This is a genomic window from Streptomyces xylophagus, assembly GCF_000716435.1.
Taxonomy (GTDB): domain Bacteria; phylum Actinomycetota; class Actinomycetes; order Streptomycetales; family Streptomycetaceae; genus Streptomyces; species Streptomyces xylophagus.
This window is the reverse complement of sequence record NZ_JNWO01000003.1, coordinates 61,456-86,286: the sequence shown is the minus strand read 5'-3', so window position 1 is coordinate 86,286 and position 24,831 is coordinate 61,456. Positions and strand designations below refer to the sequence as shown.

Below are 24,831 nucleotides of genomic sequence, written 5' to 3'. Positions count from 1 at the left end.
CCATGCTCTCCTTCATAACCCGCCGTATCGCGGCCGCAGTTGGCACCCTCTTCCTCTCCTCCATCCTCGTCTTCCTCGCCGTACAGGCCCTGCCCGGCGACGTCGCCACCCAGATCCTCGGCAAGGACGCGACCCCGGACGCGGTGGCCGCCCTGCGCGAGAAACTGAAGCTCGACAAGCCGGCCTGGGAGCGGTACTTCGACTGGGTGGGAGGAGCCCTCCACGGCGACTTCGGCACCTCCCTCGTCTCCGGCAAGGCAGTTGGCGGCGAGGTCAGCATGTATCTCGCCAACTCGGCGCTGATCGCGCTCGTCACGGTCCTCTTCGCGGTCACCGGCTCGATCGTCCTCGGCATCCTCGCGGGCCTGTACCGCGACCGCTGGCCCGACCACGTCATCTCCACGGTCAGCCTCGTCGGCATGAGCGTCCCCGAGTTCGTCGTGGCCACCGTCCTCGTCCTGTGCTTCTCGGTCGCCCTCCCGTGGTTCCCGGCGGTCGTGCTCTACGGCCCCGACGCCACCGTCGGTCAACTCCTGCCCGCCGTATGGCTTCCGGCCCTCGCGCTCGCCGTGGTGATGGCCGCGTACATCGTCCGCATAGCCCGCACCTCGGTCATCGACGTGATGGCCACCGAGTACGTCACCACCGCCCGCCTCAAGGGCCTCTCCACCTGGCGGGTCGTCACCCGGCACGCCCTGCCGAGCGCCCTGCTGCCCACCCTGCACGTGATCGCGCTCAACGTCGCCTGGCTGGTAGGCGGGGTCGCGGTCGTCGAGAACGTCTTCAACTACCCGGGCATCGGCAAGCTGATGCTCTCCTCGGTGCAGAACCGCGACCTGCCCACCATCCAGGCCATCGCCCTCATCAGCGCGGTCGTCTACGTCGTCTGCAACCTCGCCGCCGACCTCGCCACCATGGCCCTCAATCCCAGGCTCCGCACCCGAGGGAGGACCCGATGACCACGCTCGACACCGTCCCGACCATGGCTGTGCGCGGTACCCGCGCCTGGCGCACCCTGAGCACGTCCCGCACCGCGCTCATCGGCCTCTCGATCGTCGCCGTACACGTCCTGATCGCGTTGCTGGCACCCCTCCTCACCTCTTACGACCCCATCGCCAACGATGCCGGCCACGCGCTCCTCGGCCCGAGTTGGTCGCACTGGGCCGGAACCGACCAGTACGGCCGCGACGTCCTCGCCCGCGTCCTCTACGGCGGCCGGTACGCCCTCGGAATCTCCGTCACCGCCACCCTGCTGACCGTCGCACTCGGCACGGTCATCGGCTGCGCCGCCGCACTGCGCGGCGGCTGGTTCGACGACGTCCTGGGCCGGGTCCTGGACGCGATCCTGTCCATCCCCTCGGTCCTGGCACTCCTCGTCGTCGTGACCGCCCTCGGCACCGGCCCGGCGGTCATCGTCCTCGCCGTCGCGGTCACCTACGTCCCGCAGGTCGTCCGCGTCGTACGCGGCGCCGCCCTCGCGGTCGTCCCCGCCGACTACGTGACCGCGGCCCGCGCCCGAGGCGAGAGCACCTGGTCGATCCTGCGCCGGGAGATCCTGCCGAACATCACGGACGTGGTGTGCGTGGAGTTCGCGATGCGGGCCTCCTGGGTCGTCCTGCTGATCTCCTCGCTGTCCTTCCTCGGCTTCGGCGCCGACCCGCCGACTCCCGACTGGGGCCTGATGGTCGCGGAGAACCGCACCGCCATCACCGTCGTCCCGATGGCGAGCCTCGCCCCCATCATCGCGCTGGCCACCCTCGTGGTCGGGCTCAACCTCGCGGCCGACGGCCTGTCCAAGGCGTGGGGCGTCGACCGGATCAGGGAGGGCTCCTGATGGCCTCGATCATTTCCGTCAACTCCCTGTCCGTGGCCTACCGTTCGGGCGGCCGTGACGTGCCCGTAGTGCACGAGGTGTCGCTGGACGTCGCCGAGGGGCAGACGCACGCGCTCGTCGGCGAGTCCGGAAGCGGCAAGTCGACCATCGCCGCGACCCTCCTCGGCCATCTGCGACACGGCTCGCGGATCACCGGGGGCTCGGTCGAGGTGGCCGGTGCCGACGTCTTCGCCCTGCCCGCACGGGAGTTGCGGCGACTGCGCGGCGGAACGGTCGCGATGGTCGGCCAGAACGCCGGCCACGCCCTCACCCCCTCCATGCGCATCGGCCGACAGATCGCGGAGGCGGGCGGTGACGTACCGGTCGTGGACCTGCTGGAACAGGTCCGGCTGCCGCACCCCACCGAGCTGGCCCGCCGCTACCCGCACGAACTCTCCGGCGGCCAGCAGCAGCGCGTCGCCATCGCCATGGCCATCGCGGCCCGCCCCAAGGTCCTGGTCCTCGACGAGCCGACCACCGGTCTGGACGTCGTCACCCAGCGCAGTGTCCTCGACCTGATCGCCGCCCTGCGCGACGAACTCGGCCTCGCCGCTGTGCTGGTGAGCCACGACCTCGGAGTCGTCGCCCACATGGCCGACGAGGTGACCGTCCTGCGATCGGGCCGGGTGGTGGAATCGGCGCCCACCAGGCAGCTGTTCGCCCAGCCCCAGGACCCGTACACCAAGCGCCTGTTGGCGAGCGTGCCGCGCCTCGACGACGCCGGGCTCGCGGTCGTCGGCGAGGCGGGGGAGCGGGAGGTCAGGCCCAGGGCCGAGATACCCGACGACGCTCCTGTCGCCGTCTCCGCGCAGGACGTCACCATCGACTACGGCAAGACCCGTGCCGTGCACGGCGTCTCCTTCGACGTCCGGCGCGGCGAAGTCCTCGCCCTCGTCGGCGAGTCGGGCAGCGGCAAGTCCACCCTCGCGTGGTCCCTGGCTGGACTGCGCACCCCGTCCGGCGGCACGATGCGCCACGCGGACGGCGACCTGGCACCGCCCGCACAGCAACGGCCGCTGTCCCTGCGGCGCCGGGTGCAGCTCGTCTTCCAGAACGCGGACACCTCGCTCAACCCCCGCCGCTCCGTGGGCGACGCGGTCCGTCACCCGCTGCGCTTCTTCGGCACGGTGACCGACCGCACGGAGGCGGCCGAGCGGGCCCGACAGCTCATCACCGACGTACGGCTCGACCCGGCCCTCGCCGACCGCCTGCCCGCACAGCTCTCCGGCGGTCAGCGCCAACGCATCGGCATCGCACGCGCGTTGGCGGGCGAACCGGACGTCCTCATCGCCGACGAGATCACCACCGCCCTGGACGTCTCCGTCCAGGCCGACGTCCTGCGGCTCCTCGACGACCTGCGGCGCGAGCGCGACCTGGCCTGCCTGTTCATCAGCCATGACCTGGCCGTCGTGCGAGGCATCGCGGACCGGGTCGTCGTACTGCGCCACGGAGTTGTCGTCGAAGAGGGCCCGACGGAGACCGTCTTCGCCGACCCCCAACACCCCTACACCCGCCAGCTCATGGCCGCCGCCCTCGAACCCGACCCCGACGCGCTGCCCTACGTCGACGACACCGCCGACTGGGCCGACGGGGCGGACGGGGACGACATCTGGACCGACCACGGCGACGACGGCCACCGCGTCCGACGCTGGCGCCCCCTCAACGCCCCCGTGGCGGAAGGAATTCTGTGAAGTACCGCGAACAGTTCGACCGCCAGGTCGTCCGCGAGGACGTCTGGATCCCCACCCGGGACGGAAGGACCCGGTTGCACGCCCGTATCTGGCGGCCGGTCGACGCCGAGCCGGACCCCGTACCCGCACTGCTCGAATACCTCCCGTACCGCAAGAGCGACTGGACGGCACCCCGCGACGCCCAGCGCCACCCCTGGTACGCCGGACACGGCTACGCCTCCGTCCGCGTCGACATCCGCGGCCACGGCGACAGCGAGGGCCTGCCCGGCGACGAGTACGACGCGCAGGAACTCGCGGACGGCGTCGACGTCGTCAACTGGCTTGCCGCACAAGCCTGGTGCACCGGCAAGGTGGGCATGTTCGGCATCTCCTGGGGTGGCTTCAACGCCCTCCAGATCGCCGCCCTCGCCCCCGAACCGCTCAAGGCGATCGTCACCGTCTGCTCGACCGACGACCGGTACGACAACGACGTCCACTACACGGGCGGCGCCGTCCTCGGCATCGACATGCTGGCCTGGGCCGGCACCATGCTGGCCTTCGCCTCCCGGCCGCCGGACCCGGCGAGCGTCGGCGCGGACCGCTGGGTGCCGATGTGGCGCGAGCGCCTCGACGCCCTCGAACCCTTCCTGCACACCTGGCTCGACCACCAACAGCGCGACGACTACTGGAAGCACGGCAGCGTCTGCGAGGACTACACCGCGATCGACGCGGCCGTCCTCGCGGTCGGCGGCTGGAACGACCCGTACCGGGATGCGGTGCTGCGGCTCGTCGAGCACCTGCCCGAGGACCGCGTCCGGGGCATCGTCGGCCCCTGGTCGCACCAGTACCCCGACCGCGGTCTGCCGCCCGGCCCCGCGATCGGCTTTCTCCAGGAGACCCTGCGCTGGTGGGACCAGCATCTCAAGGGCATTGACACGGGGGCCATGGAGGAGCCCCTGCTTCGGTCCTGGATCACCGACCCGGTCCCGCCGGCGACGTCGTACGAGGTGCTGCCCGGCCGTTGGGTGGGGGACTCCAAGTGGCCGAGCCCTAAGATCAGTTGGGATTCGCGTCCACTCGGTACAAGCGCTGCCCCCGTCCTCGTGCGCTCTCCGCAGCACACCGGTCTCGACGCCGGCCGGTTCTTCCCCTTCGGCAACGCGAGCGACCTGCCGCCGGACCAGCGCGAGGAGGACGGCCGTTCGGTCTGCTTCGACTCCGAACCGCTCACCGCACGCGTCGAGATCCTCGGCCGACCGCGTGTCCGGCTCCGCCTCGACAGCGCCACCCCGCGCGCCCATGTCGTCGCCCGGCTGTGCGACGTGGCCCCGGACGGCTCGTCCACGCTCGTTACCCGGGGAGTGCTCAACCTGCTGAGCCGGCAAGGCCGTGACCGGGCCGTCGAGTGGACACCGGGGACGTACGAGGACGTCGAGTTCGAGCTGACCGGCATCGGCTACGCCGTCCCGCCCGGCCACCGCATCCGGCTCGCCGTCTCCGACACGTACTGGCCGTGGGTCTGGCCGCACGGCGAGCGCGGCGAGTTGCGTGTCGTACCGGCTGAGAGCGCCGTACAACTGCCCGTGCGGGAAGCCGGGGAGGAACCGACGATCACCTTCGAGGAGCCCGAACAGGCGCCCCCGCTCGACGTGACCTACGACCGGCCCGCCGAGCCCACCCCCGAGCGGCTGGTCACGCACGATGTCGCCAAGGGGGAGTGGACACTGGAGGTCGACCCCAACTACGGGGGATCGCGGACGTATCCGGACGGGCTGCGCTACGAGGAGAGCGCGCGTGAGACGTACCGCATCCGCGGCGACGACCCGCTGTCCGCGCACGCCGTGTCGGAGTGGCGCATCCGGTTGCGGCGCGGGGACGACTACGACGCTGAGATCATGGCGCGGACGGAGCTGCGCGCCACGGCCGCGGACTTCGTCATGGACAGTCGCGTCGAAGCACGGGCGAACGGAGAGACAGTGGCCAAGCGCGCATGGCACCGCACCACCCCGAGGACGTCGGGATGACGGCCGCCAAGCAGCCCCAGCCGGCCGCCAAGTCCCCGCGCCGTGCGGTCGCCGCCGCCGACCGCACCCGGCAGCCCACCGAGGTGCGCCGCCGGCTCATCGTCGAGGCGGCCGTCCCGTTGATAGCGGAACGCGGCTACGCCTCGGTCGGCGTGCGGGACGTGGCAGCCGCCGCCGGGGTCTCCGTCGGCACCGTCACGTACCACTTCGGCAGCGTGCAGGAGATCCTCTCCGAGGCGATGGTCCTGCACATCGAGCGCTACTACGCCGAGTTGAGCGAGGCCGCCGAGCAGGCGACGAGCGGGGCGGAGGCGCTGCGGCTGCTCGTCGACGCGCTGTTCACCGAGGACACCGACCGGCACTGGCGGATGTGGTTCGACTACTGGAACGCCGGTGAGCAGGGCACGGACGCGGCCTTCAGCGGCGGACAGGCCCGACGGTACGAGACCTGGCACCGGCAGATCCGCTCGCTGGCCCAACGGGGCGTCACCGACGGGGAGTTCGCCTCCGACGACCTCGACGGCTTCACGGTCCGCTTCGCCGCCCTCGCCGACGGCCTCGCCCTGCAACGGCTGCGCCAGGCACCTCCGTTGAGCACCCAGGACGCCCGCCGGCACCTCAACCGGCTCATCGAGACGGAGCTGGGGCCTGGGCGCCGATCACCCGAGTGATCTCCCGCGCGATCCGCAGGATGCCGGGGGAGCGCACCGGGCACGGCCTGGGCGTCGAGGTCGTCGGCACCAGGCAGAAGTGCAGGTAGTCCTTGTCGAGGTGCAGGGCCGTGCGGCCGTTGCCCGGCTGGGTGCAGTAGTCGGGGTGGGCGCGTTCGTAGGCGGTGCAGGGCAGGTACTGCGTCCAGGTGTAGCGGGCTCCGGCGGGACTCACGGTCCTGCCGGCGTCGGCGACGATGTCGCCCGTGGCCCTGGCCTGTGCCTCGTAGAGCGCGTTGACGGCCCGGACGCGCTCGGGGGTCATCGGGTCGGGGCCCTGCAACACCCAGACGATCGTGGGGCGTTGCGCGCCCCCGGCGGTCGCGATCTGCGCGGTGAGCTTCCTGACGTCGGCCTTGTACCGCGCGAAGTACGTCTCCCGGTCGGCGGCGTAGGTGATCCCGTCCATGCAGGGCGTATAGGCCCACGCGTTGCCCCAGAACTGCAGCACCACGAAGTCCGGGTGCAGTGCACGCACCAGCGTGGCGGCCTTGTCGGCGTCCGGGACCAGCGAACCCGCCTTTGCGCCCTCCAGGTAGTCGCACGGCGTGGTCCCCGAGTACGGGGCACTCGTGTACGTCGCGTCCAACGTGTCGCGAAGTTCCCGCCCCAGCACGTTCTGGCTCTCCATCGCCAAGGAGTCCCCGAGATACAGCACCCTGGGCGCCGACTTCACCGGGGTACTGCTCGGCGAGACCGGCGCTTGCTGTCGTGTGGTGATCGGCACGGAGGGGGTGGGCGGCGCGGCCTCGGGCCCGGACGACGGGTCCGTGCACGCCCCGAGCAGCACTCCGGCCAACACCACACCCACGATCCACGGCTTCCGCATACGGCAACTCCCGCCCCGGGCACCGGAAAACGGCTCCCCAGGCAAGCACAGCCGGGCGGAAGGGGGAAGACACCCGGCTACTCCAGGCGCTCCAGGAGGTCCAGCAGATCGGTCAGCGGGAGCGGCTTGGCGAGATGGGCGTCGAAACCGGCCGCCCGGGACAGTGAGCGGTCGGTGCCCTGGCTGAAGCCGGTGACCGCGATCAGGCGGGGCCGGTCGCCGTGCGGGCGGGCGCGTACCGTACGGGCCACCGTGTAGCCGTCGGTGTCGGGCAGGCCCAGGTCGCACAGGACCACGTCGAAGACGTCGGACTCGGTCGCGGTGAGCGCGTCCGCGCCGGTGTGGACGGCGGTGACGTGGTGGCCCTGCCGCTCCAGCAGGGTGCGGTAGGTCGCGGCCAGGTCCGTGTTGTCCTCCACGATCAGGATGGCCAGTTGGCGCCGGGAACGAGGGGGCATGGACGGCCGTACCGGTTCCGGAGCCGTCGCGTCGGCCTGCGGCAGCAGGACCGTGAACGTCGCTCCTTTGCCGGGCCCCTCGCTGTGCGCGGCGATCCGGCCGCCGTGCAGTTCGACCACCGTGCGCGCGACCGCGAGCCCCAGGCCGAGGCCCTCGGGAGTGTTGGGGCCCGCCGGTGCCGCCCGCGTGAACACCCCGAACAGGTCCTCGGCCTGGGCGGGTTCGAACCCGATGCCGTCGTCCCGCACGGTGAGCCGGACCTGCTCGTCCTCGCCCTGGAGCCTTACCTCCGTACGCCCGCCGGGCGGGGTGTACTTGAGCGCGTTGGACAGCAGGTTCGTCAGCACCTGCGCCAGCCGCAGCCGGTCCCCGTCGACCACAACGGGCGTGTCCGGCAAGGTGACTTCGAGGGCGCGCTCCGCGTGTCCGAAGAGGCTGCGGATGTCGGCGCACGCGCCCTCGACCACCGACCGTACGTCGACCCGCTCGGGCACCAGCTCAAGACGCCCGGTCAACGCCCTTGTCCCGTCGAGGAGATCGTTGCTCATCCGCACCAGCGTGCCCAACTGCCGTTCCAGGACGGCCAGTGCGGGATGACCGGCGTCCGGCAGGTCCAGGGCGAGGAGTTCCACGGCCGCGGTGGCTGCGGCGAGGGGGTTGCGCAGTTCGTGCGAGAGCGTGGCGATGAACCGGTCCTTGGCCCGCTGCTCCTCCCTCAACTGTCGTCCAGCCGCGTCCAGTTCGGCGTTGGCGCGGCTCAGCTGCTCGTTGACCTCGCGGATCTCCCGGGCCCGCACGAACAGGTCGATCTCCATGCCCTCGGCCCGCATCTGTGCCTCGGCGGCGGCCCGTTCCTGTTCCCGGCCGACCCGGCGCAGATGCACGAAGTCCGTGACGTCCTCGACCCGGTGGATGATGTGCGTGACGTGTCCGTCGGCGTCCAGGACGGGGGAGTTGACCGGACTCCAGTACCGCTCGGCGAAGCCACCCGCCTCGCCGGTCGGGATGTCGTAGCGCTGCAACGCCATCGTGTCCTTGCGACCCGTCGCCACCACCGACTCCAGCGAGCGGCGCAGATTGGCGACGCCGTCGGCCGACGGGTCGTCCGGGTTGTCGGGGAAGACGTCGAAGATCCGCTGCCCGACGATCGTGCGCTCCGTACGGGTGGCTGCGAGATACGCGCGGTTGACCTCGACGATGGTGAAGTCGGGACTGAGGATCAGCAGCGGGGACAGCGAGGAGTCGAAGAGCAGCCGGAAGTCGGGCGCGGCGAGGGGCGGCATGGCGGCTCCCAGAGGTCTCGGGTCTCAGGGGTCTCGGGTCTCGGGTCTCAGGGGTCGAGGCGGTAGCCGTAGCCGCGGACCGTGGTGATCCGGGGCGCGGGCACGGGGAGTGCCGCGAGCTTGCCGCGCAGGCGGTACACGTGCTCGATCACGGTCGCGGGCTGCTGCCAGGACGCGCCCCAGATCCGCTCGAGCACCTGCTCGGTGGAGAACACCCGGCCGGGCGCCTGACCGAGCATCTCCAACAGGGCGTACTCCTTGGGCCGTAGCGTCAGCAGGACGCCGTCGGCGGACGCCTGGCGGGCGGCCGTGTCGATGCGCAGCGAGCCGACCTGGAACACCGCCGGGACCTCAGGCGGCTGCGACCTGCGCAGTACCGCCCGGATGCGGGCCACCAACTCCCGCTGCGAGAACGGCTTCACCAGGTAGTCGTCAGCGCCGATCTCCAGGCCCGCGACCCGGTCGGCCTCCGCGCCCCGCCCGGTGACCACGATCACCGGCAGTCGGCTGGTGGACCTCAGCGCCCGCAGGAGTTCCAGGCCACTGCCGTCGGGCAGTCCCAGATCGAGGACGGCGAGATCGATCCTGCTCTCGTGGAGGACGGACTTGCCGGCGCGGGCGTCCATGGCCCAGGTGACGGTGAAGCCCTCGTGCTCCAGATAGGAACGGCACATCAGTGCGAAATCGGGTTCGTCCTCGATCAGTGCCAGGTGCGGACGCATCGCACATCACCCGGCCCGACCTCGGCCCGCTCGTTGTGTCGCTGATGAGCGGGCGTTGATGCCCCGACCATGTGGCGAAGGTAGAACAGTAGGCACCCACGGTTCAAGGGGGAGCCGCTCGGGGGGAGTTCCGGCGCGGGCTCGCGCGGTGCGGGGATGTCGAAGCCGCCGCACGGACCCGCGCCGGATCGCGCGCCCGCGCGCGGAAGGCACGGAACGGGGACGGAACATCTTGCACGAGAACAGCCTGAAGCCGGTGTCCATACCGGCCTGGCCCGCGCCCGGCGAACACGCCCTGCTGGGGGCGCGGGACGGCCTGCTGGTCGTCGACCTGCACGGCGACATCGATCTCGCGACCGTCACCCGGCTGCGCGAGTGGCTGGACTCCGTCGTCGCGCTGCGCGCGCCCGCCTACGTCGTGGATCTGCGGCGCACCACCTTCATCGACTCCACCGGGCTCAATCTGGTCCTGCGATTCCGGCGCCGGGTGCGGGAGCGCGAGGCGGGCTTCGCCGTGGTGTGCGCCCCGCGCACCGTGCGCCTGTTGCGCGCGCACGGCACGCTGGACGTGCTGGACCCGGCGCCCGGTCTCCCGGAGGCGGCCGCACAGATCGCCGGCCGTTGTTGAGTCAGACCCGGTCGGCCGCGATCAGCAGATACTGGAAACTGCCGTTGCGGTAGGCGGTCAGGAAGGTGTCCTCGATCCCCGTGACCAGATGGTCGGCCTGCCTGCGCAGCGCCCAGTAGGGGATGGTGTCCTCGGTGAGGTCCTGGACGTGGACGGGGACCAGGCGGTTGCGGGCCATCGCCCGGAAGTACTCCGACCTGGGGTGGATGTCGCAGATGTAGTGGGCGTTGATGAGGGACACCTCGCGCGAGGCCCGACCGTACGTGTCGTTGTAGCAGCCGGTGATCACCACATACCGTCCGCCGCGGCGCAGCAGCCGGGCGTGCTCGGCGAACAGCAGGTCCAACTCGACGTACATGGTGGACTCGTTGTTCCACGACGCGGCGAACGCGCCCGTCGGGAAGCCGGTGTCGAGCATGTTGCGGTGGTGGTAGCGCACCTTGCCGTCGATGCCCCGCTTGCGTGCCTGCGCGTTGGCGAACTCGGCCTGCTTGGCGGAGATCGTGACCCCGTCGGCCCGGCAGCCGTAGCGCAGATGCGCCACCACACTGCCGCCGCCGCGCCCGCAGCCCGCGTCGAACACCCGGTCGTCCGGGGTGAGTTGGCCGAGGTGGGCGGCGAGGAGTTCGGCCTGCGCGTGCTCCAGCCGGTGCAGCTCGGCGGTGAGCCGCTCCCGGCGCCGTACGGGATCGGGCTCCTCCAGCACGGATTCGTCGGCGCCGCCGATCCCGTAGTGGTGGTGGTACAGATCGTCTATCTGTCCGAGGTCGAGGTTGACCGGGTTCTCTTCGGCGTTCCAGTAGTCCGCGACACGGTTCTGGTACGTGGACTGGGTCGGCACCGGTGCTGCTGTGGTGCCGGCGTCGGCGGTGGTCAACGGTGACTCCTAGCGTGGTACGTCCGACAGTGCGTCAGGAACCGGGCTGTTACCAGTAGTTGGGCAAGTGGTAGCGGTGGGTGTTGGTCGCGTGCCACTCGTGGTTGCCGGACACCCAGGCGGCCAAGCCGTGGGTGTAGCGCTCGACGAGGGGCGACGCGGCGGACAGCACCGCGGACTCCTCCTCGAAGGCCTCCATGATCCGGTTGTGGATCTCGACGGACTTCAGATAGGCCGCCTTCAGCCCGCACCGGTCGTTCGCGGCGACGACCTGCGGCAGGTTGAGGTGGGCGGGGTCGGACAGCTCCTTGGTGAAGGAGTAGAGGTCGTTGACGATCGTGGTGGCGTTGCAGGCCAGGGCCGTGACCCGCTGGATCTCGGGCCGGGCGTAGACCTGCTCGGGCAGTTCGTAGCCGTCAATGGCGTCCACGATCGATAGACAGGGGCGGAAGTTGTTGAACTGCCGCATCACGAGGTACTCCCAGATGCGCGGCCTGTACCGGGTCTCGGCCCACGCGGCCTCGGCGAGATAGCCGAGGTGGAGCCGGGCGATGTCGTGCACGAAGCGGTCGGTCTGGCTGGGGGTGGCGAGGAGGGCGTAGTCCTTCAGCGCGAAGTGGTACGAGCGCAGCGGTCCGTCCGCCTGCATGCCCTGGCGCCAGTCCGACTCGAACTCGGGGGTGGAGTGGAACGGGTCGAGCGCCGACTGCCCGAAGATCAGCCGTCCGCCAAGACCGCGGTGCGAGCCGCCCTTGTCCTCGTCCTCCTCGCAGTAGCAGTTGTCGACGATGTTCTCGGCGAGCAGCAACTTGCCTGCGACGGTGAGCCGTTCCAGGTCGAGCGCCCCCGGATGCTGGAGCACCACGGCCCGGCCGAACTGGAACCCGGCGAAGTCCCCGTCCCATGCGGCCGGGAACAGATCGAGTTCGCGGGCCCAGGCCTCCAGCCTGCGGTCGATCTCCGCGGCCTTCTCCGGGTCGGCAGGGGCGGCCGGTTGGTACTTGAGCCCGGGAATCGCCCCGGTGCGCCGGGCGCGCAGGGTGCTGGCCAGGTTCGGCGGTCCGGGCAGCGAAAGGGAGGTGGTCGCGGATGTGGTCATGAGGTGCTCCACGCCGTCATTCGGCGGTCCGGCCGATCTGGACGTTCTCGAGGATTCCCGCCGCGTCGGGGACCAGGATGGCCAGCGAGTAGTACGCGGTGACGAGATAGCGGATGATCGCCGCGGTGTCGATGCCCATGAAGCGGACGTTGAGCCCCGGTTGGTACTCCTCGGGGATCCCGGTCTGGAACAGCCCGATGACGCCCTGGTCGGCCTCCCCGGTGCGCAGCGCGATGATGCTGCTGGTGTGCTGCGGGGTGATCGGGATCTTGCCGCACGGGAAGAACGGGACACCGCGCCAGGCGGGGATCTCGTGCCCGTCGACGTTCACCGTGCCGGGCACCAGACCGCGCTTGTTGCACTGCCGGAAGAAGGCCGCGATCGCCTTCGGGTGGGCGAGGAAGAGCCGCGTCTTGCGCCGCATGGCGAGCAGTTCGTCGAGGTCGTCGGGGGTCGGCGGGCCGGTGAAGGTGCTGATGCGCTGGGTGTAGTCGACGCTGTGCAGCAGCCCGAACTCCCTGTTGTTGACCAGCTCCCACTCCTGGCGCTCGCGGATCTCCTCGATGGTGAGCCGGAGTTGCTGCTGGGTCTGGTCCATCGGGTCGTTGTAGAGGTCGGCGACCCGGGTGTGCACCCGCAGCACGGTCTGGGTGAGCGACAACTCGTATTCGCGCGGGGCGAGTTCGTAGTCCACGAAGCCGCCGGGCAGCGTCGGCTCGCCCACATGACCGGCCTGCACCGGGACGTCGGCCTCGCCCTTGCGGTTCATCGGCAGCCGCTGCCGCTCGGCGTAGGCCTCCAGATGGGCGGCGAGGGACGGCACCCGTTCGGTGAACTCCGCGACGACGTCCCAGGGGAGGACCAGCAGCACGCCCGCGGTCTCGGCGCGCACGGAGCTCAGCCACAGCGGGTCGGACTGCCCTATGGCCTCGTCGCCCATCTGGTCGCCGTCGGTGACGACGCCGAGGACCTCCTCCTCGTCGTACTTGCCGGCGGTGTAGCGGGTGAAGCGGCCGTGGGCGACCAAGTAGGCCTCGGTGACGGGCTGTCCGGCCTCGAAGAGAACCTGGCCGGCCCGCACCTCCCGGACCCGGAACCGGCCCGCGACCTCCTTGAGGACCTCCGTGTCGGAGTACCCGCGCAGCACGGGCAGTTCGGTGAGCGTCTCGGGGATGACCTTGATGTCGTCGGCGCCGTTCTGCTCGAACCGCACCCGGCCGCGGCCGACGCTGAGTTGGAGCCGCCGGTTGACCCGGTAGGCGCCGCCCCTCACATCCACCCAGGGCAGCATCTTCAGCAGCCATCGCGAGGTGATGGCCTGCATCTGCGGTTCGGACTTGGTGGTCGTGGCGAGTTGGCGCGCCGCCACGGTGCTGAGACTGGTGAGTTGGCCGATGCCGGGGGTCGCGGGGTCGGGTTCGTCGGTGGCGGGTCCGTGGGCGCTTTCCGGAGTGGACACATTCCCTCCCGGGAGGTGAACAGGGGTGAGCGCGTCGTCGGTGTACAAGCCAAACAGTCCTGCCCAGGACCGGTAACCGCGCGAAGGGGGCGGCTTCACGCCCTGAAGGCGGTAAACCCGGCGATCGAGGCGGGGCGGGGAAGGGATCGTCCCCGCACCCCGGCGCGCGGGGCGCGGACACAGCCCACCAGCGTGAAACCCCGTGCGCCGCCTACCCGTTGAGGTCGTTCACCAGCACCGCGGCCCCGTCGAAACGGCCGGCCTTCAGATCCGTCAGCGCGTCCGAGGCCCGCGACAGCGGATACGTGTGGGTGGTCGCGCGCACGTCGTGCCGGGCGGCCAGACCGAGGAACTCCCGCGCGTCCGCACGGGTGTTGGAGGTGACGCTGCGCAACTCCCTCTCGTAGAACAGCTCGTGCTCGTAGTTCAGGGGCGGTACGTCGCTCAGATGGATACCCGCGACGGCGAGGACCCCGCCCCGGTCGAGCGCCCGCAGTGCCACCGGTACGAGATCGCCGACCGGCGCGAACAGGATCGCGCTGTCCAGCGGCTCCGGCGGCGCCTCGTACGCATCACGCGCGGATGCCGCTCCCAGCTCGAGCGCGAGCCGCTGCGCCGCCCGGCCCCGGGTCAGCACATGCACGGCGGCCCCCTCGGCGAGCGCCACCTGCGCACACAGATGGGCGCTGCCCCCGAAGCCGTAGAGACCGAGGCGCCCGCCCGGCGGCAGCGAGGCCCGGCGCAGCGCGCGGTAGCCGATGATCCCGGCGCACAGCAGCGGTGCCAGGGCCACGTCGTCGAGGCCGGCGGGCAGTCGGTGGGCGAACGCGGCCGGTACGGTCGTGTACTCCGCGTAGCCGCCGTCGGCGTCCCAGCCGGTGTACTCGGAGCGCGGACACAGATTCTCGGCCCCGCGCAGGCAGTACACGCACGTGCCGTCCGTGTGCCGCAACCACGCCACGCCCACCCGATCGCCGACGGCGAAGCCGGTCACCGCCGCCCCGAGCCCCGCCACGACCCCCACGACCTCGTGCCCCGGAGTCACCCCCGGCCGGTGCACGGGCAGATCCCCCTCGGTGACATGCAGATCGGTACGGCACACCCCGCACGCGCGCACGTGCACGAGCAGTTCGTCGTCACCGGGCACCGGGACGGACTTCTCCACGAACCGGAGCGAGCCCCCCTCGACCGGCCCCGGCTCATCGACCGCCCACGCGCGCATCGTCCTCGCATCCGCCATGCGTCCAGTGTGGAACGGACCCCGGCGTTCGGCGCGCGTCCCGCTCGCCGGGTGACTAGCGTGAGAATCCGGACAACCCGACCGACCGGAGAGGGCCGCAGCCATGGCCGTACAACCTGAGGGAACCCCCTGTTGGGCCGACGCGATGTTCAGCGACGTCGAGGGAGCGAAGAGTTTCTACGGCGACGTCCTCGGCTGGACCTTCGGCGAGGCGTCGTCGGAGTACGGCAACTACACCCAGGCGTTCGTCGACGGAAAGGCCGTGGCGGCCGTCGTACCGCCGATGCCCGGCGCGGAGGGCCAGTCGCAGTGGTGCCTCTACCTCGCGTCACCGGACGCGGCGGCCACCGCGGCGAAGATCCGGGAGAACGGCGGCACGGTGCTGATGGAGCCGATGCAGGTCGGCGAGTTCGGCACGATGTGCCTGGCCAGTGAGCCCAGCGGCGCCGTCTTCGGCGTCTGGCAGGGCGCCACCCACGAGGGCTTCGAGGCCGCGGGCGTGCCCGGTGCCTACGCCTGGGCCGAGTTCTTCACCCGCGAGCCCGACAAGGCGGACGGGTTCCTCCCCGCGGTCTTCCCGTACTCGGCACAGCAGGTGAACGACGACAACGTCGACTTCCGCGTCTACAACCTCGGCGGGAACCCGGTCCTGGGCCGGATGAGGATGGGCGACGAGTTCCCGCCCGAGGTGCCGTCGTACGTCAACGTCTACTTCGGCGTCGACAACTGCGACGACGCCGTCGCCAAGGCCACCAAGCTCGGCGCCGTCCTGCGCTTCGGGCCCATGGACAGCCCCTTCGGACGGTTCGCGGCTCTGAGCGACCCGCAGGGCGCCTCGTTCTCGGTGATCGACATGACCACGACCCAGGGAGAGATGCCGTCGATGACGGACGTCTAGCCGAGCAGGCCGTACGTCATCGGCCGTCGGCCGCCCACCAGGCCGGGGCGCAGGCGACGGCCGCGTCGACCATGTCGTCCTTCGTGACCGACGGGTCCTTCAGCCATGCCCTGATGGCTCCCGCGAAGCCGTGCGCCATGAACTGCGCGATCACCCGCCGGTTGGCCTCGGGCAGCCCCGGGTGGTCGCCGTCCGCCATGAAGGTCAGGGCGTAGTCGCTGAAGTGGCGCACGAGCGCGTCGTAGACGCCACTGTCCGCGGGGTCGTCGAGGGCGTGCCGGTAGACGGCGAGGTACCGCTCGACGTGGTCGCCGACCTCCGCCGTGGACATGCGCAGCAGTTCGTGGGCCGAGTGGTCGCCCCGCGCTCGGAGCTCGGCCTCCCGGCTGTGGCCGCGCTCCAGGTCGTCGTAGAGCACCTGGATGAGCAGGTCCAGCGGGGAGCTGTAGCGGTTGTAGAACGTGGCCCGGGTGACCCCGGCGCGGTCGGCCAGTTCGCCGATCGTGATCTGGGAGACCGGCCGGCGGCCGGCCAGGTCGACGATGGCCTCCTCGAAGGCACGGGTCGTACGGGTGATGCGTGGATCGATCCGCTGGTTCAGCGCTCCGCCCTCCGGGTCACGTTGCACTCTGCCATGGAGAGTGATTTTATACACATGTCAAATAGTGTGGCGAAAGGAACGGCCATGGCCTCGCACACCGATATCTCACCTCAGGAAGCCGCCGACCGACTGGCCATCCGGGAACTCGTCGACGCGTACGCGCACTGCGCGGACCGGCGGGACGCCAAGGGGCAGATGGGTCTGTTCACCGAGGACACGCGGTTCCTGGTGTTCATGGACGCGAAGGCGGCCGAGCCGACGCAGACCCTGCACGGGCGCGAGTCCCTGGCCCCGGTGTTCGACAACCTCAACACCTACCAGGCGACCACGCACTTCAACGGCCAGAGCACCGTCTCGCTGGACGGCGACCGGGCGACCGGCGAGAGCTACTGCATCGCCCACCACATCGCGGTCGACGAGTCCGGGCAGCGCACGCTGATGATCGCCTCCATCCGCTACCTCGACGAGTTCACCAAGCAGGACGGCGAGTGGTACTTCGCCGAACGCCGGCTGATGGTCGACTGGACCGAGACGCGCCCCTCGACGCCCTGACGCGTGCGCGGGTCACGCGGCGACCTCCTCCGCGTGGGCCACACGGTTGGCGACGGCGTATCCCCAGGGGATGCCGAGGAACAGGACGAGCAACAGGCCGAGGGTGAGTGGAGCCGGGCGTACGGCGCCCACTCCCACGCACAGCACGGCCATGGCGGCACTGGTGCGGGCCAGGGGCCGGTAGAGCCCGAGGTTCTCGTTCCAGGCGCGCAGGGACGCCGCGAGCACCATCGTCGCGCAGAGCACGACGGCCGTACCCCCGCAGAGCACCCAGGCCGTGGCGGCCGGGGTCCGGCTGTCGTGGGCGTGCTCGACGAGGCCGACCATCGCGGCGCCCATGGCGGCCACCGCGCCCGTGAGCGGCAGGTGGATCATCATCCACTGCAGGGCGCCCGCGCGTGTGGGCCTCGGCAGCCGGTGGCCGGCGAAGTCGAAGTAGGTCCACCAGGCGCCGAAGCCGACGACGACGGCGACGAGTCCGACGGCGAGGGTGAGTGCGTTGGTCGGCTCGTGGGCCAGTCCGTCGACCACCCCGGTCACGTTCTCGCCGAGCACGATGATGATGAACAGCCCGAACCGTTCCGCGATCGCGTCGGTCACGCTGAGCCCGACGACCTGTTCCGGAATGGCCCTGCCGAGCACGAACACGAACCCCGCCAGATAGACGACGGCCAGCGCACCCCACGTCAGCACCCGGGCGTCCGCGGGCAACGCGGCGCTCGCGGCCAGCACGACCGCGCAGAGCGCCGTACCCGTCACGAACAGCTTGCTGGGGCGCCGGAATTCGGCACTGTCACCGCGCGATGCCAGCAGCCACAGCAGCGCCAGCACCGCGAACAGCACCCCCGCGTCCACGGCGAACGCGACTCCGCGCGCGTCACCCGCCTCGGGGATGAACGCCCCCAGCGGGACGAGCACCAGGATCTGCAACAGGAACATGCTCCGGCCGCGCGCGTCCTCGTGGCCGTGCAGTTCGTGGTGCAGGCTGCCGTTGAGCCACGCGATCCACACCAGCGCGAACACCGCGGCGAACAGGCCGAGGCCGTGCCAGTCGAGTTCCCCGGACAAGTGATGGGCGGCCTGCGCCACCAGCACGACCACGACCAGGTCGTAGAAGAGTTCGAGCGGCCCGACCACCCGCTCGCGGGGCTGCTCACCGTGGGGGCGCGGAGGCCGCCACAACTGACGGCGCAGCCGGGCCCACTGCTCGTGTCGCGAGGTCATGCGCGCAGCGTAGGGGCTAGCCGACGAGATCTTCGGATACGGCCCACAGCCGGGCCGCGTTCTCCCGGTCCAGCGCGTACGGCGCGACGCCGGCGACGGCACCGGCCCGCTGGGTGACCGGTTCGGAGCGGGCGCAGTCCTCGAAGTAGCCGCCGGTGACGCCTTGCACGGTCGGCGAGGCGGCCAGCAGCACCGAGGTCGCGGCGCCCTGCTCGACCGACTTCTGCGGGGGCAGCGCCAGTTCGCCCGAGGCGATGAAGGCGGCCACCTGGTCCATGTCCATGTGCCGGGCCAGGGACGTGTCCGCGATGTTGCCCGGCATCAGCGCGTTCGCGGTGATGCCGTCGTCGGCCCAGCGCTCGGCGGCACCGACGGCGAACAGGGCGTTGGCCGTCTTCGACTGCCCGTACGAGGTCCAGGGGTCGTAAGGGCGGAAGCGGTAGTCCAGGTCGTCGAAGACGACCGGCGAGAAGAGGTGGCCGATGGAGCTCACCGACACGACCCGCGCGCCGTCCGCCGCGGCGAGTGCCGGATGGAGGCCGGTGGCGAGGGCGAAGTGGCCCAGGTGGTTGACACCGAACTGCCATTCCCGGCCCTCGGGCGTGCGGGTGAGTTCGGGGGTGGCCATCACTCCGGCGTTGTTGACCAGGATGTGCAACGGGCCCTGCCAGGCCGCCACGAACGCCGCGATCGTCGACCGGTCGGCGAGGTCGAGCCGTCCCACCGTCAACTGCCCCGATCCCGGCGGCAGTTCCTTCTCCAGGCGCTCCACCACTCGGGCTCCCGCGTCGGTGTCCCGCACGGCCAGCGTGACATCGGCACCGGCCGAGGCGAGCGCCCGGGCCGTCTCCACCCCGATCCCGGAACTGGCCCCGGTCACCACGGCCCGGCGGCCGTGCAGGTCGACGCCGTCGATCACTTCGGCGGCGGTTGCGTCCGCACTGAACATCTGGCACCCCAAAGGTGGGTTATTTGACACCTGTATATTAGCACTCGCTGTGAGAGACGCCCTTTCGAAGCGGCCCCGCCCGTCCGGGGCGACGCGGAGTCCGTCGCGCGGCCATGGCATGATCGGGCGCATGCGTGAACGTGTGGTGGCCGCGTGCGACGGGGCTTCGAAGGGGAATCCCGGGCCGGCTGCCTGGGCCTGGGTCGTGTCGGACGACAAGGAGAGCCCGGCCCGCTGGGAGGCGGGACCGCTCGGCAAGGCCACCAACAACGTCGCCGAACTCACCGCGCTGGAGCGCCTGTTGACGGCGACCGCACCGGACGTACCGCTGGAGATCCGTATGGACTCGCAGTACGCCATGAAGGCGGTCACCACCTGGCTGCCCGGCTGGAAACGCAACGGCTGGAAGACGTCCGGCGGCAAGCCGGTCGCCAACCAGGAACTGGTCGTCCGCATCGACGAGTTGCTCGACGGCCGCTCGGTCGAGTTCCGATACGTCCCCGCCCACCAGGTCGACGGCGACCCCCTGAACGACTTCGCCGACCGCGCCGCCAGCCAGGCCGCCGTCGTCCAGGAACCCGCGGGCAGCGACCTCGGCTCCCCGGAACCGCCGCCCTCGCCCGACACCCCGAAGAAGTCCGCCCGCACGAGTGCGGCCAAGTCGCCCCGGAAGAGCGCGAGTTCGGCCCCCCGCACCATCAAGGCGAAGTTCCCCGGCCGCTGCCTGTGCGGTCGCGCCTACGCGGCCGGCGAGCCCATCAGCAAGAACGCCCAGGGCTGGGGTCACCCGGAGTGTCGCACCGCTGAGGCCTGAGGCCGACTCAGTCCGAGGTGAGGTCCGAACGCATCGCCGCCCGAAGGGACTTGAGGGACTCACTGACGGCGCTCATCGTCGACGACCACTCGGGGTCCGTGCCGACGTCGGGTCCGTCGAAACGGTCCCGTAGGTCCCGGACGCACCTGAACGCCTGGTCCGCCGTCGCGCCGAGAGGCTCGGGGGCGATGATCAGCATCTGGTAGCGGAGATTGTAGGCGGCGGTGGACCCCAGGATCTCGCCCGCCCGCCTGATGCGCTCCTCCCTCGTCAGGCCGGTGTTGCGCTTCAGATCCCTCAGCTGATGTGTGGTCAGCGAGAGCGCCCCGAGGTACTCGGCGTACAGCTGCTGTTTGACGGCGCGTTCGCGGGCCGTGTGCTCCCGCCGCCACCGTGACCGCTCGGCGACAAGCGTCGTACCGACACCCAGGACGGCGCCGAGGGCCGTGCCCGCAAGAGTTCCCCAGTCCACCGTCCGATGGTGGAGAAGCGCGGCACCGCCCCTCCAGCCTGCTACTCTGCGGTCCTACTTGACCACTTTGAGTAATCTCCAGGGGTGTGCGCGTGAAGGTCGCCTGTGTCGGAGGCGGGCCCGCCGGTCTGTATCTCTCGATCCTGCTGAAGCGGCAGGACCCGTCCCACGACATCACCGTCTACGAGCGCAACCCCGAGGGTTCGACCTACGGCTGGGGCGTGACGTACTGGCGCGGGCTGCTCGACCAACTCCGGGAGTACGACCCGGAGTCGGCGCAGGCCGTCGACGAGCATTCGGTGCGCTGGAGCGACGGGGTCGCCCGCATCCGGGATCTGACGACCACTCAACCCGGTGACGAGGGCCACGGCATCGGCCGCCACCGGCTCCTCAAGATCCTCGCCGAGCGGGCCAGATCCCTCGGCGTGCGGCTGGAGTTCGACCACGACATCACCGCCGACGACCTGCCCGACGCGGATCTGGTCGTGGCCGCCGACGGTGTCAACAGCGCACTGCGCACCCGCCACGCCGACCACTTCGGCACCGAACTCAAGCCCGGCCGCAACCAGTACATCTGGCTCGGCACCAGCAAGGTCTTCGGCTCCTTCACCTTCGCCTTCGTGGAGACCGACCACGGCTGGATCTGGTGCTACGGCTACGCGTTCGGCCCCGAGGGCAGCACCTGCGTCATCGAGTGCGCGCCCGAGACCTGGACCGGCCTCGGCCTCGACACCGCGGCGGAGGCCGACGGCCTCGCCCTGCTGGAGAAGCTCTTCGCCGACCTCCTGGACGGCCACTCCCTGATCGGCCGCGCCTCGTCCGACGGCAGCGCCCAATGGCTGAACTTCCGCACCCTCACCAACAGCACCTGGCACCGCGGCAACCTCGTCCTGCTCGGCGACGCCGCCCACACCACCCACTACTCCATCGGCGCCGGCACCACCCTCGCCCTGGAGGACGCCATCGCGCTCGCCGACGCCCTGCGCGACCACACCGAACTGCCGCGGGCCCTCGCGGACTACGAACAGCGCCGTAAATCCGCCCTGTTGTCCATCCAGAGCGCGGCCCGCTACAGCGCCCAGTGGTACGAGAACCTCCAGCGCTACATCCACCTGCCCCCGCACCGCATGTTCGCCCTGCTCGGCCAGCGCCACTCGCCCCTGCTGCCGTACGTGCCGCCGCAGGTGTACTACGGCATCGACAAGGCGGCGGGCCGGCTGGAGGCGCTGCGTCGGTTCAAGCGCTGGCTCGGCCCCAAGGTCGCCCGGACCGTGCACGCGCGGGCGCTCGCCTCCCGCAAGTAGGGCGCCCTCCGCGAGCGGTCGGCCCTCCGGGCGCAGGTCCGAGGAGATTGGGTGAATGGCTATTCACCGGATAGGGTGAATAGCCATTCACCTTCTTTTTCGTGCCAGCTGGAGTGCCCATGGGCCAGCCCGCCCCGATACCCGACCCGCCCGGCACCACTGCCGGGCGGCCCCCCTTGCGGGACCGGCTCACCGTGCCGGTGCTGGCGTTCGGCGGGATCCTCATGGCGGTCATGCAGACCGTGGTCGTACCGCTGCTGCCGTCCCTGCCCCGGCTGACCCACTCCTCCGCGGGCGCCGTCTCCTGGATGGTCACCGCGACCCTGCTCTCCGGCGCCGTCCTCACCCCCGTGCTCGGCCGGGCCGGTGACATGTACGGCAAGCGACGGGTCCTGACCGGCGCCCTGAGCCTGATGACCGTGGGTTCGGTCATGTGCGCCCTGTCCTCCGACATCCGCGTGCTCATCACCGCCCGCGCGCTGCAAGGCGCGGCCGCCGCCGTCGTCCCCCTGTCGATCAGCATCCTGCGCGACGAACTGCCCCCGGAGCGCCGGGGCAGCGCGGTCGCGCTGATGAGTTCCACGGTCGGCATCGGCGCCGCGCTCGGCCTGCCGCTCGCGGCGCTGATCGTGCAGTACGCCAACTGGCACGTCATGTTCTGGGCGACCAGCGCGCTCGGTGCGGTCGGCGTGTGGGGGATCTGGTGGGCGGTGCGCGAGTCGCCTGTCCGTGAGCCCGGCCGTTTCGACGTGCTCGGCACGCTCGGGCTGGCCGCAGGGCTGATATGTCTGCTGCTCGGGGTGTCGCAGGGCGGCCAGTGGGGGTGGGGGAGCCCGCGCATCCTGGCCCTGTTCCTCGCCACCGTCGTCGTGTTCGGCCTGTGGTGGTGGCAGCAACTGCGCACCGAACTCCCGCTGGTGGACCTGCGGTTGGTGTCCCGCCCCAGGGTGGGCCTCTCCCATGTGGCGGCCCTGCTGACCGGCTTCGCGTTCTACGCCAACTCCCTGGTCACGGCCCAACTGGTGCAGGCGCCCAAGGCCACCGGGTACGGGCTCGGACTGACCATCGTCCAGACCGGCCTGTGCCTGCTGCCCGGCGGCGTCACCATGCTGCTGCTCTCACCCGTCTCGGCCCGGATCTCGGCGGCCCGCGGCCCGCGCATCACGCTCGCCCTCGGCGCCGCGATCATCGCGCTCGGCTATGTGGTGCGCATCGCCGACAGCCGTGACCTGTGGACGATCATCCTGGGCGCGACGGTGGTGGCCACCGGCACCACCTTCGCCTACTCGGCGCTGCCCACGCTCATCCTGCGCGCCGTCCCGGCCGGCCAGACCGCGTCCGCCAACGGCGTCAACGTCCTGATGCGCACCATCGGCCAGGCCGTCTCCAGCGCCGTGGTGGCCGCCGTACTGGTGCACCACACCAGCCTGGTCGGTGGGCTCCCGCTGCCCACGCTGCACGGATACCTGATGGCGTTCGGCATCGCGGGCGTGATCGCCCTGGTGGCGTGTGCGGCGGCACTGACCATCCCGGGCGATCCCACCTCCGACGACACGCGGCGCGCCCGGGGCCGTGCGGAGGGCGCGCGGGACGAGGCGTTGGAGGGAGCATGAGTGCCGTGAGCACCACTCCACCCACCGCGTCCCCGCCCGCACGCCGGGACGCCGAGGCGACCAAGGCGGCCATCCTCAGGGCGGCCCGATACCTCCTCGCGCGGAACGCGCACGCCGACATCACCCTCAAGGCCGTCGCCGAACGCGCCGGTGTGAGCGCGCCGTTGATCCTCAAGTACTTCGGCAACAAGGACGCCCTGTTCGCCCGTGTCATGTCCTTCGAGACCGACGCGGAGGATCTCCTGGACGCCCCGCTCGACGCGCTCGGCCGCCACATGGTCCGGCACGTCCTGGTCAGCCAGCGCGAGCGGGGTGCCGACCCGCTGCTGCGGATCGCGTTCGCGCCTCTCCAGGGCGACCACGGCGACATCCTCCGCGTCAACTTCCGCGCCCAGGTGGTCGACCGCCTCACCGAACGCCTCCCCGGCCCCGACGCCGCCCTGCGCGCCGAACTCGCCGTCGCGACGCTCCTCGGCCTCGGCGTCATGTACGGCATCGCGCGCGGCGCCCGACTGCGCTCGACCCCGATCGACATCATCGTCGACCACTACGGACCCACCGTGCAGGCCCACTTGATGCCCTAGGCGTACCGGCGTGCCCGTCGGTACTGCCGGGCCAGGACGCGCAGGGTGGCGAGAGTCGGCGGACCCGTGTCGTGCAGCAGGACCCTGCCCCCTTCGCGTCGCACCGCGCCGAGTCGCAGTTCCTGGACGGCGATCAACGCGTCGAGGAACGGCCGGTGTTCCGCCGCGACGAGTTCGGGGAGCGTACGGCAGCCGGCGAGCGTGGCCTCCGCGAGGTCGGCCTGCGCCCGAACCACCCGGTCCAACGCCGGTACGCATCCCGGTGACTTGCTCAGCAGATCGTCGAACTTCAGCCCGTGCCGGGCGAGTTCGTCACGTGGGATGCCGACGCGGTTGTTCTCGGCGTCCTCGCAGAGGTCGGCGAGGAAGTCGCTGCGCTGCCAGCCCTCGATCAGGTCCCGGCACCCCTTGACGTACGACTCGTAGGTGTCGGGGTCGGCGGGCGCGAGCAGTGACGCGGTCAGCATCAGGCCGGGCAGCGAGTAACCGTCCACGTACGCCTGGAAGTCGGCCTCCGTCTCGAATCCGGTCCAGCTCGCGTCGACGGGAGCGGCGTCGAGGAAGGCACGCACCCGGGCCGCCATGTGCGGGTGACGGCGTGTGGTGTCCCAGAGCGCCAACAGGGTGTCCTGGGCGGGCGGTTCGCCGCTCTCCAGGGCCGCCGTGGTCTCGGCGTCCCAGGAGGCGAGGGCCGCCGTACGCGCGTCCACGGCACCGGTGTCGATCAGTTCGTCGGTCGCGTGCATGAAGGCCACAGCGGCGACGACCGGCGGATGGAGCTCCGCCGGCAGCAACAGCCTTACCGCCACGTACTCGTGCAGCGCGTACCTGCGCACGATCCCGCACTGGGCGTCGTAGGCACGCCGCAGTCGCGGATCGGTGATGCCCGCCTTCGTCAAAGCGGTCGACCAACTGCTCACAACTCTCCCCGTTTCGAAGATCCGGAG

The 24,831-nt window shown here is 70.9% G+C and carries 24 protein-coding genes; 12 read left to right on the top strand and 12 right to left on the bottom strand.

The features are described 5' to 3' along the window. The first annotated feature begins 2 nt into the window (after positions 1–2). From OO70_RS07365 to OO70_RS07345, 5 genes are read left to right on the top strand one after another with little or no spacing between them, the layout of a single operon-like run. Complete coding sequence (locus OO70_RS07365; RefSeq protein ID WP_043665819.1) at positions 3–959, top strand: ABC transporter permease; 957 nt, start codon at positions 3–5, stop codon at positions 957–959. Continuing rightward, positions 956–1,834 carry an ABC transporter permease gene (locus OO70_RS07360; protein ID WP_043665816.1) on the top strand — a complete coding sequence of 293 codons (879 nt, stop codon included), beginning with the start codon at positions 956–958 and terminating at the stop codon, positions 1,832–1,834. Before OO70_RS07365 ends, OO70_RS07360 begins: the two co-directional genes overlap by 4 nt. Then, positions 1,834–3,564 (top strand): dipeptide ABC transporter ATP-binding protein, encoded by a 1,731-nt coding sequence (locus OO70_RS07355; protein ID WP_043665813.1) that lies wholly within the window; start codon positions 1,834–1,836, stop codon positions 3,562–3,564. The genes OO70_RS07360 and OO70_RS07355 overlap by 1 nt, the downstream gene beginning before the upstream one ends. Beyond that, positions 3,561–5,567 (top strand): CocE/NonD family hydrolase, encoded by a 2,007-nt coding sequence (locus OO70_RS07350; protein ID WP_043665809.1) that lies wholly within the window; start codon positions 3,561–3,563, stop codon positions 5,565–5,567. Before OO70_RS07355 ends, OO70_RS07350 begins: the two co-directional genes overlap by 4 nt. Next, positions 5,534–6,238, top strand: a complete 705-nt coding sequence (locus OO70_RS07345; RefSeq protein WP_043665806.1) for a TetR/AcrR family transcriptional regulator — start codon at positions 5,534–5,536, stop codon at positions 6,236–6,238. Before OO70_RS07350 ends, OO70_RS07345 begins: the two co-directional genes overlap by 34 nt. On the opposite strand, the gene OO70_RS07340 is transcribed toward OO70_RS07345, so the two are convergent. From OO70_RS07340 to OO70_RS07330, 3 genes are all read right to left on the bottom strand, one after another. Further along, positions 6,195–7,106 (bottom strand): lipoprotein, encoded by a 912-nt coding sequence (locus tag OO70_RS07340; protein WP_043665803.1) that lies wholly within the window; start codon positions 7,104–7,106, stop codon positions 6,195–6,197. The genes OO70_RS07345 and OO70_RS07340 overlap by 44 nt on opposite strands. A gap of 77 nt (positions 7,107–7,183) precedes the next feature. Beyond that, positions 7,184–8,848, bottom strand: coding sequence for a hybrid sensor histidine kinase/response regulator (locus OO70_RS07335; protein ID WP_043665802.1), 1,665 nt, complete (start codon positions 8,846–8,848; stop codon positions 7,184–7,186). A gap of 47 nt (positions 8,849–8,895) precedes the next feature. After that, positions 8,896–9,570: a response regulator transcription factor gene (locus OO70_RS07330; RefSeq protein ID WP_043665799.1), complete on the bottom strand. Its 675-nt coding sequence runs from the start codon at positions 9,568–9,570 to the stop codon at positions 8,896–8,898. A 232-nt stretch (positions 9,571–9,802) separates the two neighbouring features. Between OO70_RS07330 and OO70_RS07325 the strand changes: the two genes are divergently transcribed. Then, positions 9,803–10,198 carry an STAS domain-containing protein gene (locus tag OO70_RS07325; protein WP_234336776.1) on the top strand — a complete coding sequence of 132 codons (396 nt, stop codon included), beginning with the start codon at positions 9,803–9,805 and terminating at the stop codon, positions 10,196–10,198. Between the two features lies 1 nt (position 10,199). On the opposite strand, the gene OO70_RS07320 is transcribed toward OO70_RS07325, so the two are convergent. From OO70_RS07320 to OO70_RS07305, 4 genes are all read right to left on the bottom strand, one after another. Then, positions 10,200–11,075, bottom strand: coding sequence for a geranyl diphosphate 2-C-methyltransferase (locus tag OO70_RS07320; RefSeq protein ID WP_043665796.1), 876 nt, complete (start codon positions 11,073–11,075; stop codon positions 10,200–10,202). Between the two features lie 49 nt (positions 11,076–11,124). Next, on the bottom strand, positions 11,125–12,174 hold the full coding sequence (locus tag OO70_RS07315; RefSeq protein WP_043666758.1) for a family 2 encapsulin nanocompartment cargo protein terpene cyclase: 1,050 nt from the start codon (positions 12,172–12,174) through the stop codon (positions 11,125–11,127). 16 nt (positions 12,175–12,190) lie between these two features. Then, positions 12,191–13,633: a family 2B encapsulin nanocompartment shell protein gene (locus tag OO70_RS07310; protein ID WP_043665793.1), complete on the bottom strand. Its 1,443-nt coding sequence runs from the start codon at positions 13,631–13,633 to the stop codon at positions 12,191–12,193. A 211-nt stretch (positions 13,634–13,844) separates the two neighbouring features. Next, positions 13,845–14,855 carry a zinc-binding alcohol dehydrogenase family protein gene (locus OO70_RS07305; RefSeq protein WP_199827281.1) on the bottom strand — a complete coding sequence of 337 codons (1,011 nt, stop codon included), beginning with the start codon at positions 14,853–14,855 and terminating at the stop codon, positions 13,845–13,847. 121 nt (positions 14,856–14,976) lie between these two features. Here OO70_RS07305 and OO70_RS07300 point away from each other — a divergent pair, with 121 nt between their 5' ends. Continuing rightward, positions 14,977–15,771, top strand: a complete 795-nt coding sequence (locus tag OO70_RS07300; RefSeq protein WP_043665789.1) for a VOC family protein — start codon at positions 14,977–14,979, stop codon at positions 15,769–15,771. Positions 15,772–15,787: 16 nt separating this feature from the next. Here OO70_RS07300 and OO70_RS07295 read toward each other — a convergent pair whose 3' ends face one another. After that, complete coding sequence (locus tag OO70_RS07295; RefSeq protein ID WP_043665786.1) at positions 15,788–16,399, bottom strand: TetR/AcrR family transcriptional regulator; 612 nt, start codon at positions 16,397–16,399, stop codon at positions 15,788–15,790. 57 nt (positions 16,400–16,456) lie between these two features. Between OO70_RS07295 and OO70_RS07290 the strand changes: the two genes are divergently transcribed. Next, positions 16,457–16,924: a nuclear transport factor 2 family protein gene (locus OO70_RS07290; protein WP_051740842.1), complete on the top strand. Its 468-nt coding sequence runs from the start codon at positions 16,457–16,459 to the stop codon at positions 16,922–16,924. A gap of 12 nt (positions 16,925–16,936) precedes the next feature. On the opposite strand, the gene OO70_RS07285 is transcribed toward OO70_RS07290, so the two are convergent. Next, on the bottom strand, positions 16,937–18,148 hold the full coding sequence (locus OO70_RS07285; protein ID WP_043665783.1) for a low temperature requirement protein A: 1,212 nt from the start codon (positions 18,146–18,148) through the stop codon (positions 16,937–16,939). Positions 18,149–18,164: 16 nt separating this feature from the next. Continuing rightward, positions 18,165–19,097, bottom strand: coding sequence for an SDR family NAD(P)-dependent oxidoreductase (locus tag OO70_RS07280; RefSeq protein ID WP_043665781.1), 933 nt, complete (start codon positions 19,095–19,097; stop codon positions 18,165–18,167). 118 nt (positions 19,098–19,215) lie between these two features. Between OO70_RS07280 and OO70_RS07275 the strand changes: the two genes are divergently transcribed. Continuing rightward, a complete protein-coding gene (locus OO70_RS07275; RefSeq protein WP_043665778.1) occupies positions 19,216–19,911 on the top strand; it encodes a ribonuclease H family protein in 696 nt (231 codons plus the stop codon). Between the two features lie 7 nt (positions 19,912–19,918). Here OO70_RS07275 and OO70_RS07270 read toward each other — a convergent pair whose 3' ends face one another. Further along, the gene (locus OO70_RS07270; RefSeq protein ID WP_043665776.1) at positions 19,919–20,383 is read right to left on the bottom strand and encodes a hypothetical protein; all 465 of its coding nucleotides are present in this window, start codon (positions 20,381–20,383) and stop codon (positions 19,919–19,921) included. Positions 20,384–20,469: 86 nt separating this feature from the next. Between OO70_RS07270 and OO70_RS07265 the strand changes: the two genes are divergently transcribed. The 3 genes from OO70_RS07265 to OO70_RS07255 all read left to right on the top strand — a co-directional run bounded on the left by OO70_RS07265 (position 20,470) and on the right by OO70_RS07255 (position 23,884). Further along, positions 20,470–21,687: an FAD-dependent monooxygenase gene (locus tag OO70_RS07265; protein ID WP_043665774.1), complete on the top strand. Its 1,218-nt coding sequence runs from the start codon at positions 20,470–20,472 to the stop codon at positions 21,685–21,687. A 119-nt stretch (positions 21,688–21,806) separates the two neighbouring features. Further along, a complete protein-coding gene (locus OO70_RS07260; RefSeq protein WP_043665772.1) occupies positions 21,807–23,300 on the top strand; it encodes an MFS transporter in 1,494 nt (497 codons plus the stop codon). Next, positions 23,297–23,884 carry a TetR/AcrR family transcriptional regulator gene (locus OO70_RS07255; RefSeq protein WP_043665770.1) on the top strand — a complete coding sequence of 196 codons (588 nt, stop codon included), beginning with the start codon at positions 23,297–23,299 and terminating at the stop codon, positions 23,882–23,884. Before OO70_RS07260 ends, OO70_RS07255 begins: the two co-directional genes overlap by 4 nt. Here OO70_RS07255 and OO70_RS07250 read toward each other — a convergent pair. Beyond that, positions 23,881–24,804 carry a phytoene/squalene synthase family protein gene (locus OO70_RS07250; protein ID WP_043665768.1) on the bottom strand — a complete coding sequence of 308 codons (924 nt, stop codon included), beginning with the start codon at positions 24,802–24,804 and terminating at the stop codon, positions 23,881–23,883. The genes OO70_RS07255 and OO70_RS07250 overlap by 4 nt on opposite strands. Positions 24,805–24,831 lie beyond the last annotated feature (27 nt).

Excerpts from the sequence above, each read along its gene's own strand:
- OO70_RS07365 (WP_043665819.1), top strand. The coding sequence starts at position 3 with ATGCTCTCCTTCATAACCCGCCGTATCGCGGCCGCAGTTGGCACCCTC.
- OO70_RS07360 (WP_043665816.1), top strand. The coding sequence starts at position 956 with ATGACCACGCTCGACACCGTCCCGACCATGGCTGTGCGCGGTACCCGC.
- OO70_RS07355 (WP_043665813.1), top strand. The coding sequence starts at position 1,834 with ATGGCCTCGATCATTTCCGTCAACTCCCTGTCCGTGGCCTACCGTTCG.
- OO70_RS07345 (WP_043665806.1), top strand. The coding sequence starts at position 5,534 with ATGGCACCGCACCACCCCGAGGACGTCGGGATGACGGCCGCCAAGCAG.
- OO70_RS07340 (WP_043665803.1), bottom strand. The coding sequence starts at position 7,106 with ATGCGGAAGCCGTGGATCGTGGGTGTGGTGTTGGCCGGAGTGCTGCTC.
- OO70_RS07335 (WP_043665802.1), bottom strand. The coding sequence starts at position 8,848 with ATGCCGCCCCTCGCCGCGCCCGACTTCCGGCTGCTCTTCGACTCCTCG.
- OO70_RS07330 (WP_043665799.1), bottom strand. The coding sequence starts at position 9,570 with ATGCGTCCGCACCTGGCACTGATCGAGGACGAACCCGATTTCGCACTG.
- OO70_RS07315 (WP_043666758.1), bottom strand. The coding sequence starts at position 12,174 with ATGACCACATCCGCGACCACCTCCCTTTCGCTGCCCGGACCGCCGAAC.
- OO70_RS07305 (WP_199827281.1), bottom strand. The coding sequence starts at position 14,855 with ATGCGCGCGTGGGCGGTCGATGAGCCGGGGCCGGTCGAGGGGGGCTCG.
- OO70_RS07300 (WP_043665789.1), top strand. The coding sequence starts at position 14,977 with ATGGCCGTACAACCTGAGGGAACCCCCTGTTGGGCCGACGCGATGTTC.
- OO70_RS07290 (WP_051740842.1), top strand. The coding sequence starts at position 16,457 with ATGGCCTCGCACACCGATATCTCACCTCAGGAAGCCGCCGACCGACTG.
- OO70_RS07285 (WP_043665783.1), bottom strand. The coding sequence starts at position 18,148 with ATGACCTCGCGACACGAGCAGTGGGCCCGGCTGCGCCGTCAGTTGTGG.
- OO70_RS07280 (WP_043665781.1), bottom strand. The coding sequence starts at position 19,097 with ATGTTCAGTGCGGACGCAACCGCCGCCGAAGTGATCGACGGCGTCGAC.
- OO70_RS07275 (WP_043665778.1), top strand. The coding sequence starts at position 19,216 with ATGATCGGGCGCATGCGTGAACGTGTGGTGGCCGCGTGCGACGGGGCT.
- OO70_RS07260 (WP_043665772.1), top strand. The coding sequence starts at position 21,807 with ATGGGCCAGCCCGCCCCGATACCCGACCCGCCCGGCACCACTGCCGGG.
- OO70_RS07255 (WP_043665770.1), top strand. The coding sequence starts at position 23,297 with ATGAGTGCCGTGAGCACCACTCCACCCACCGCGTCCCCGCCCGCACGC.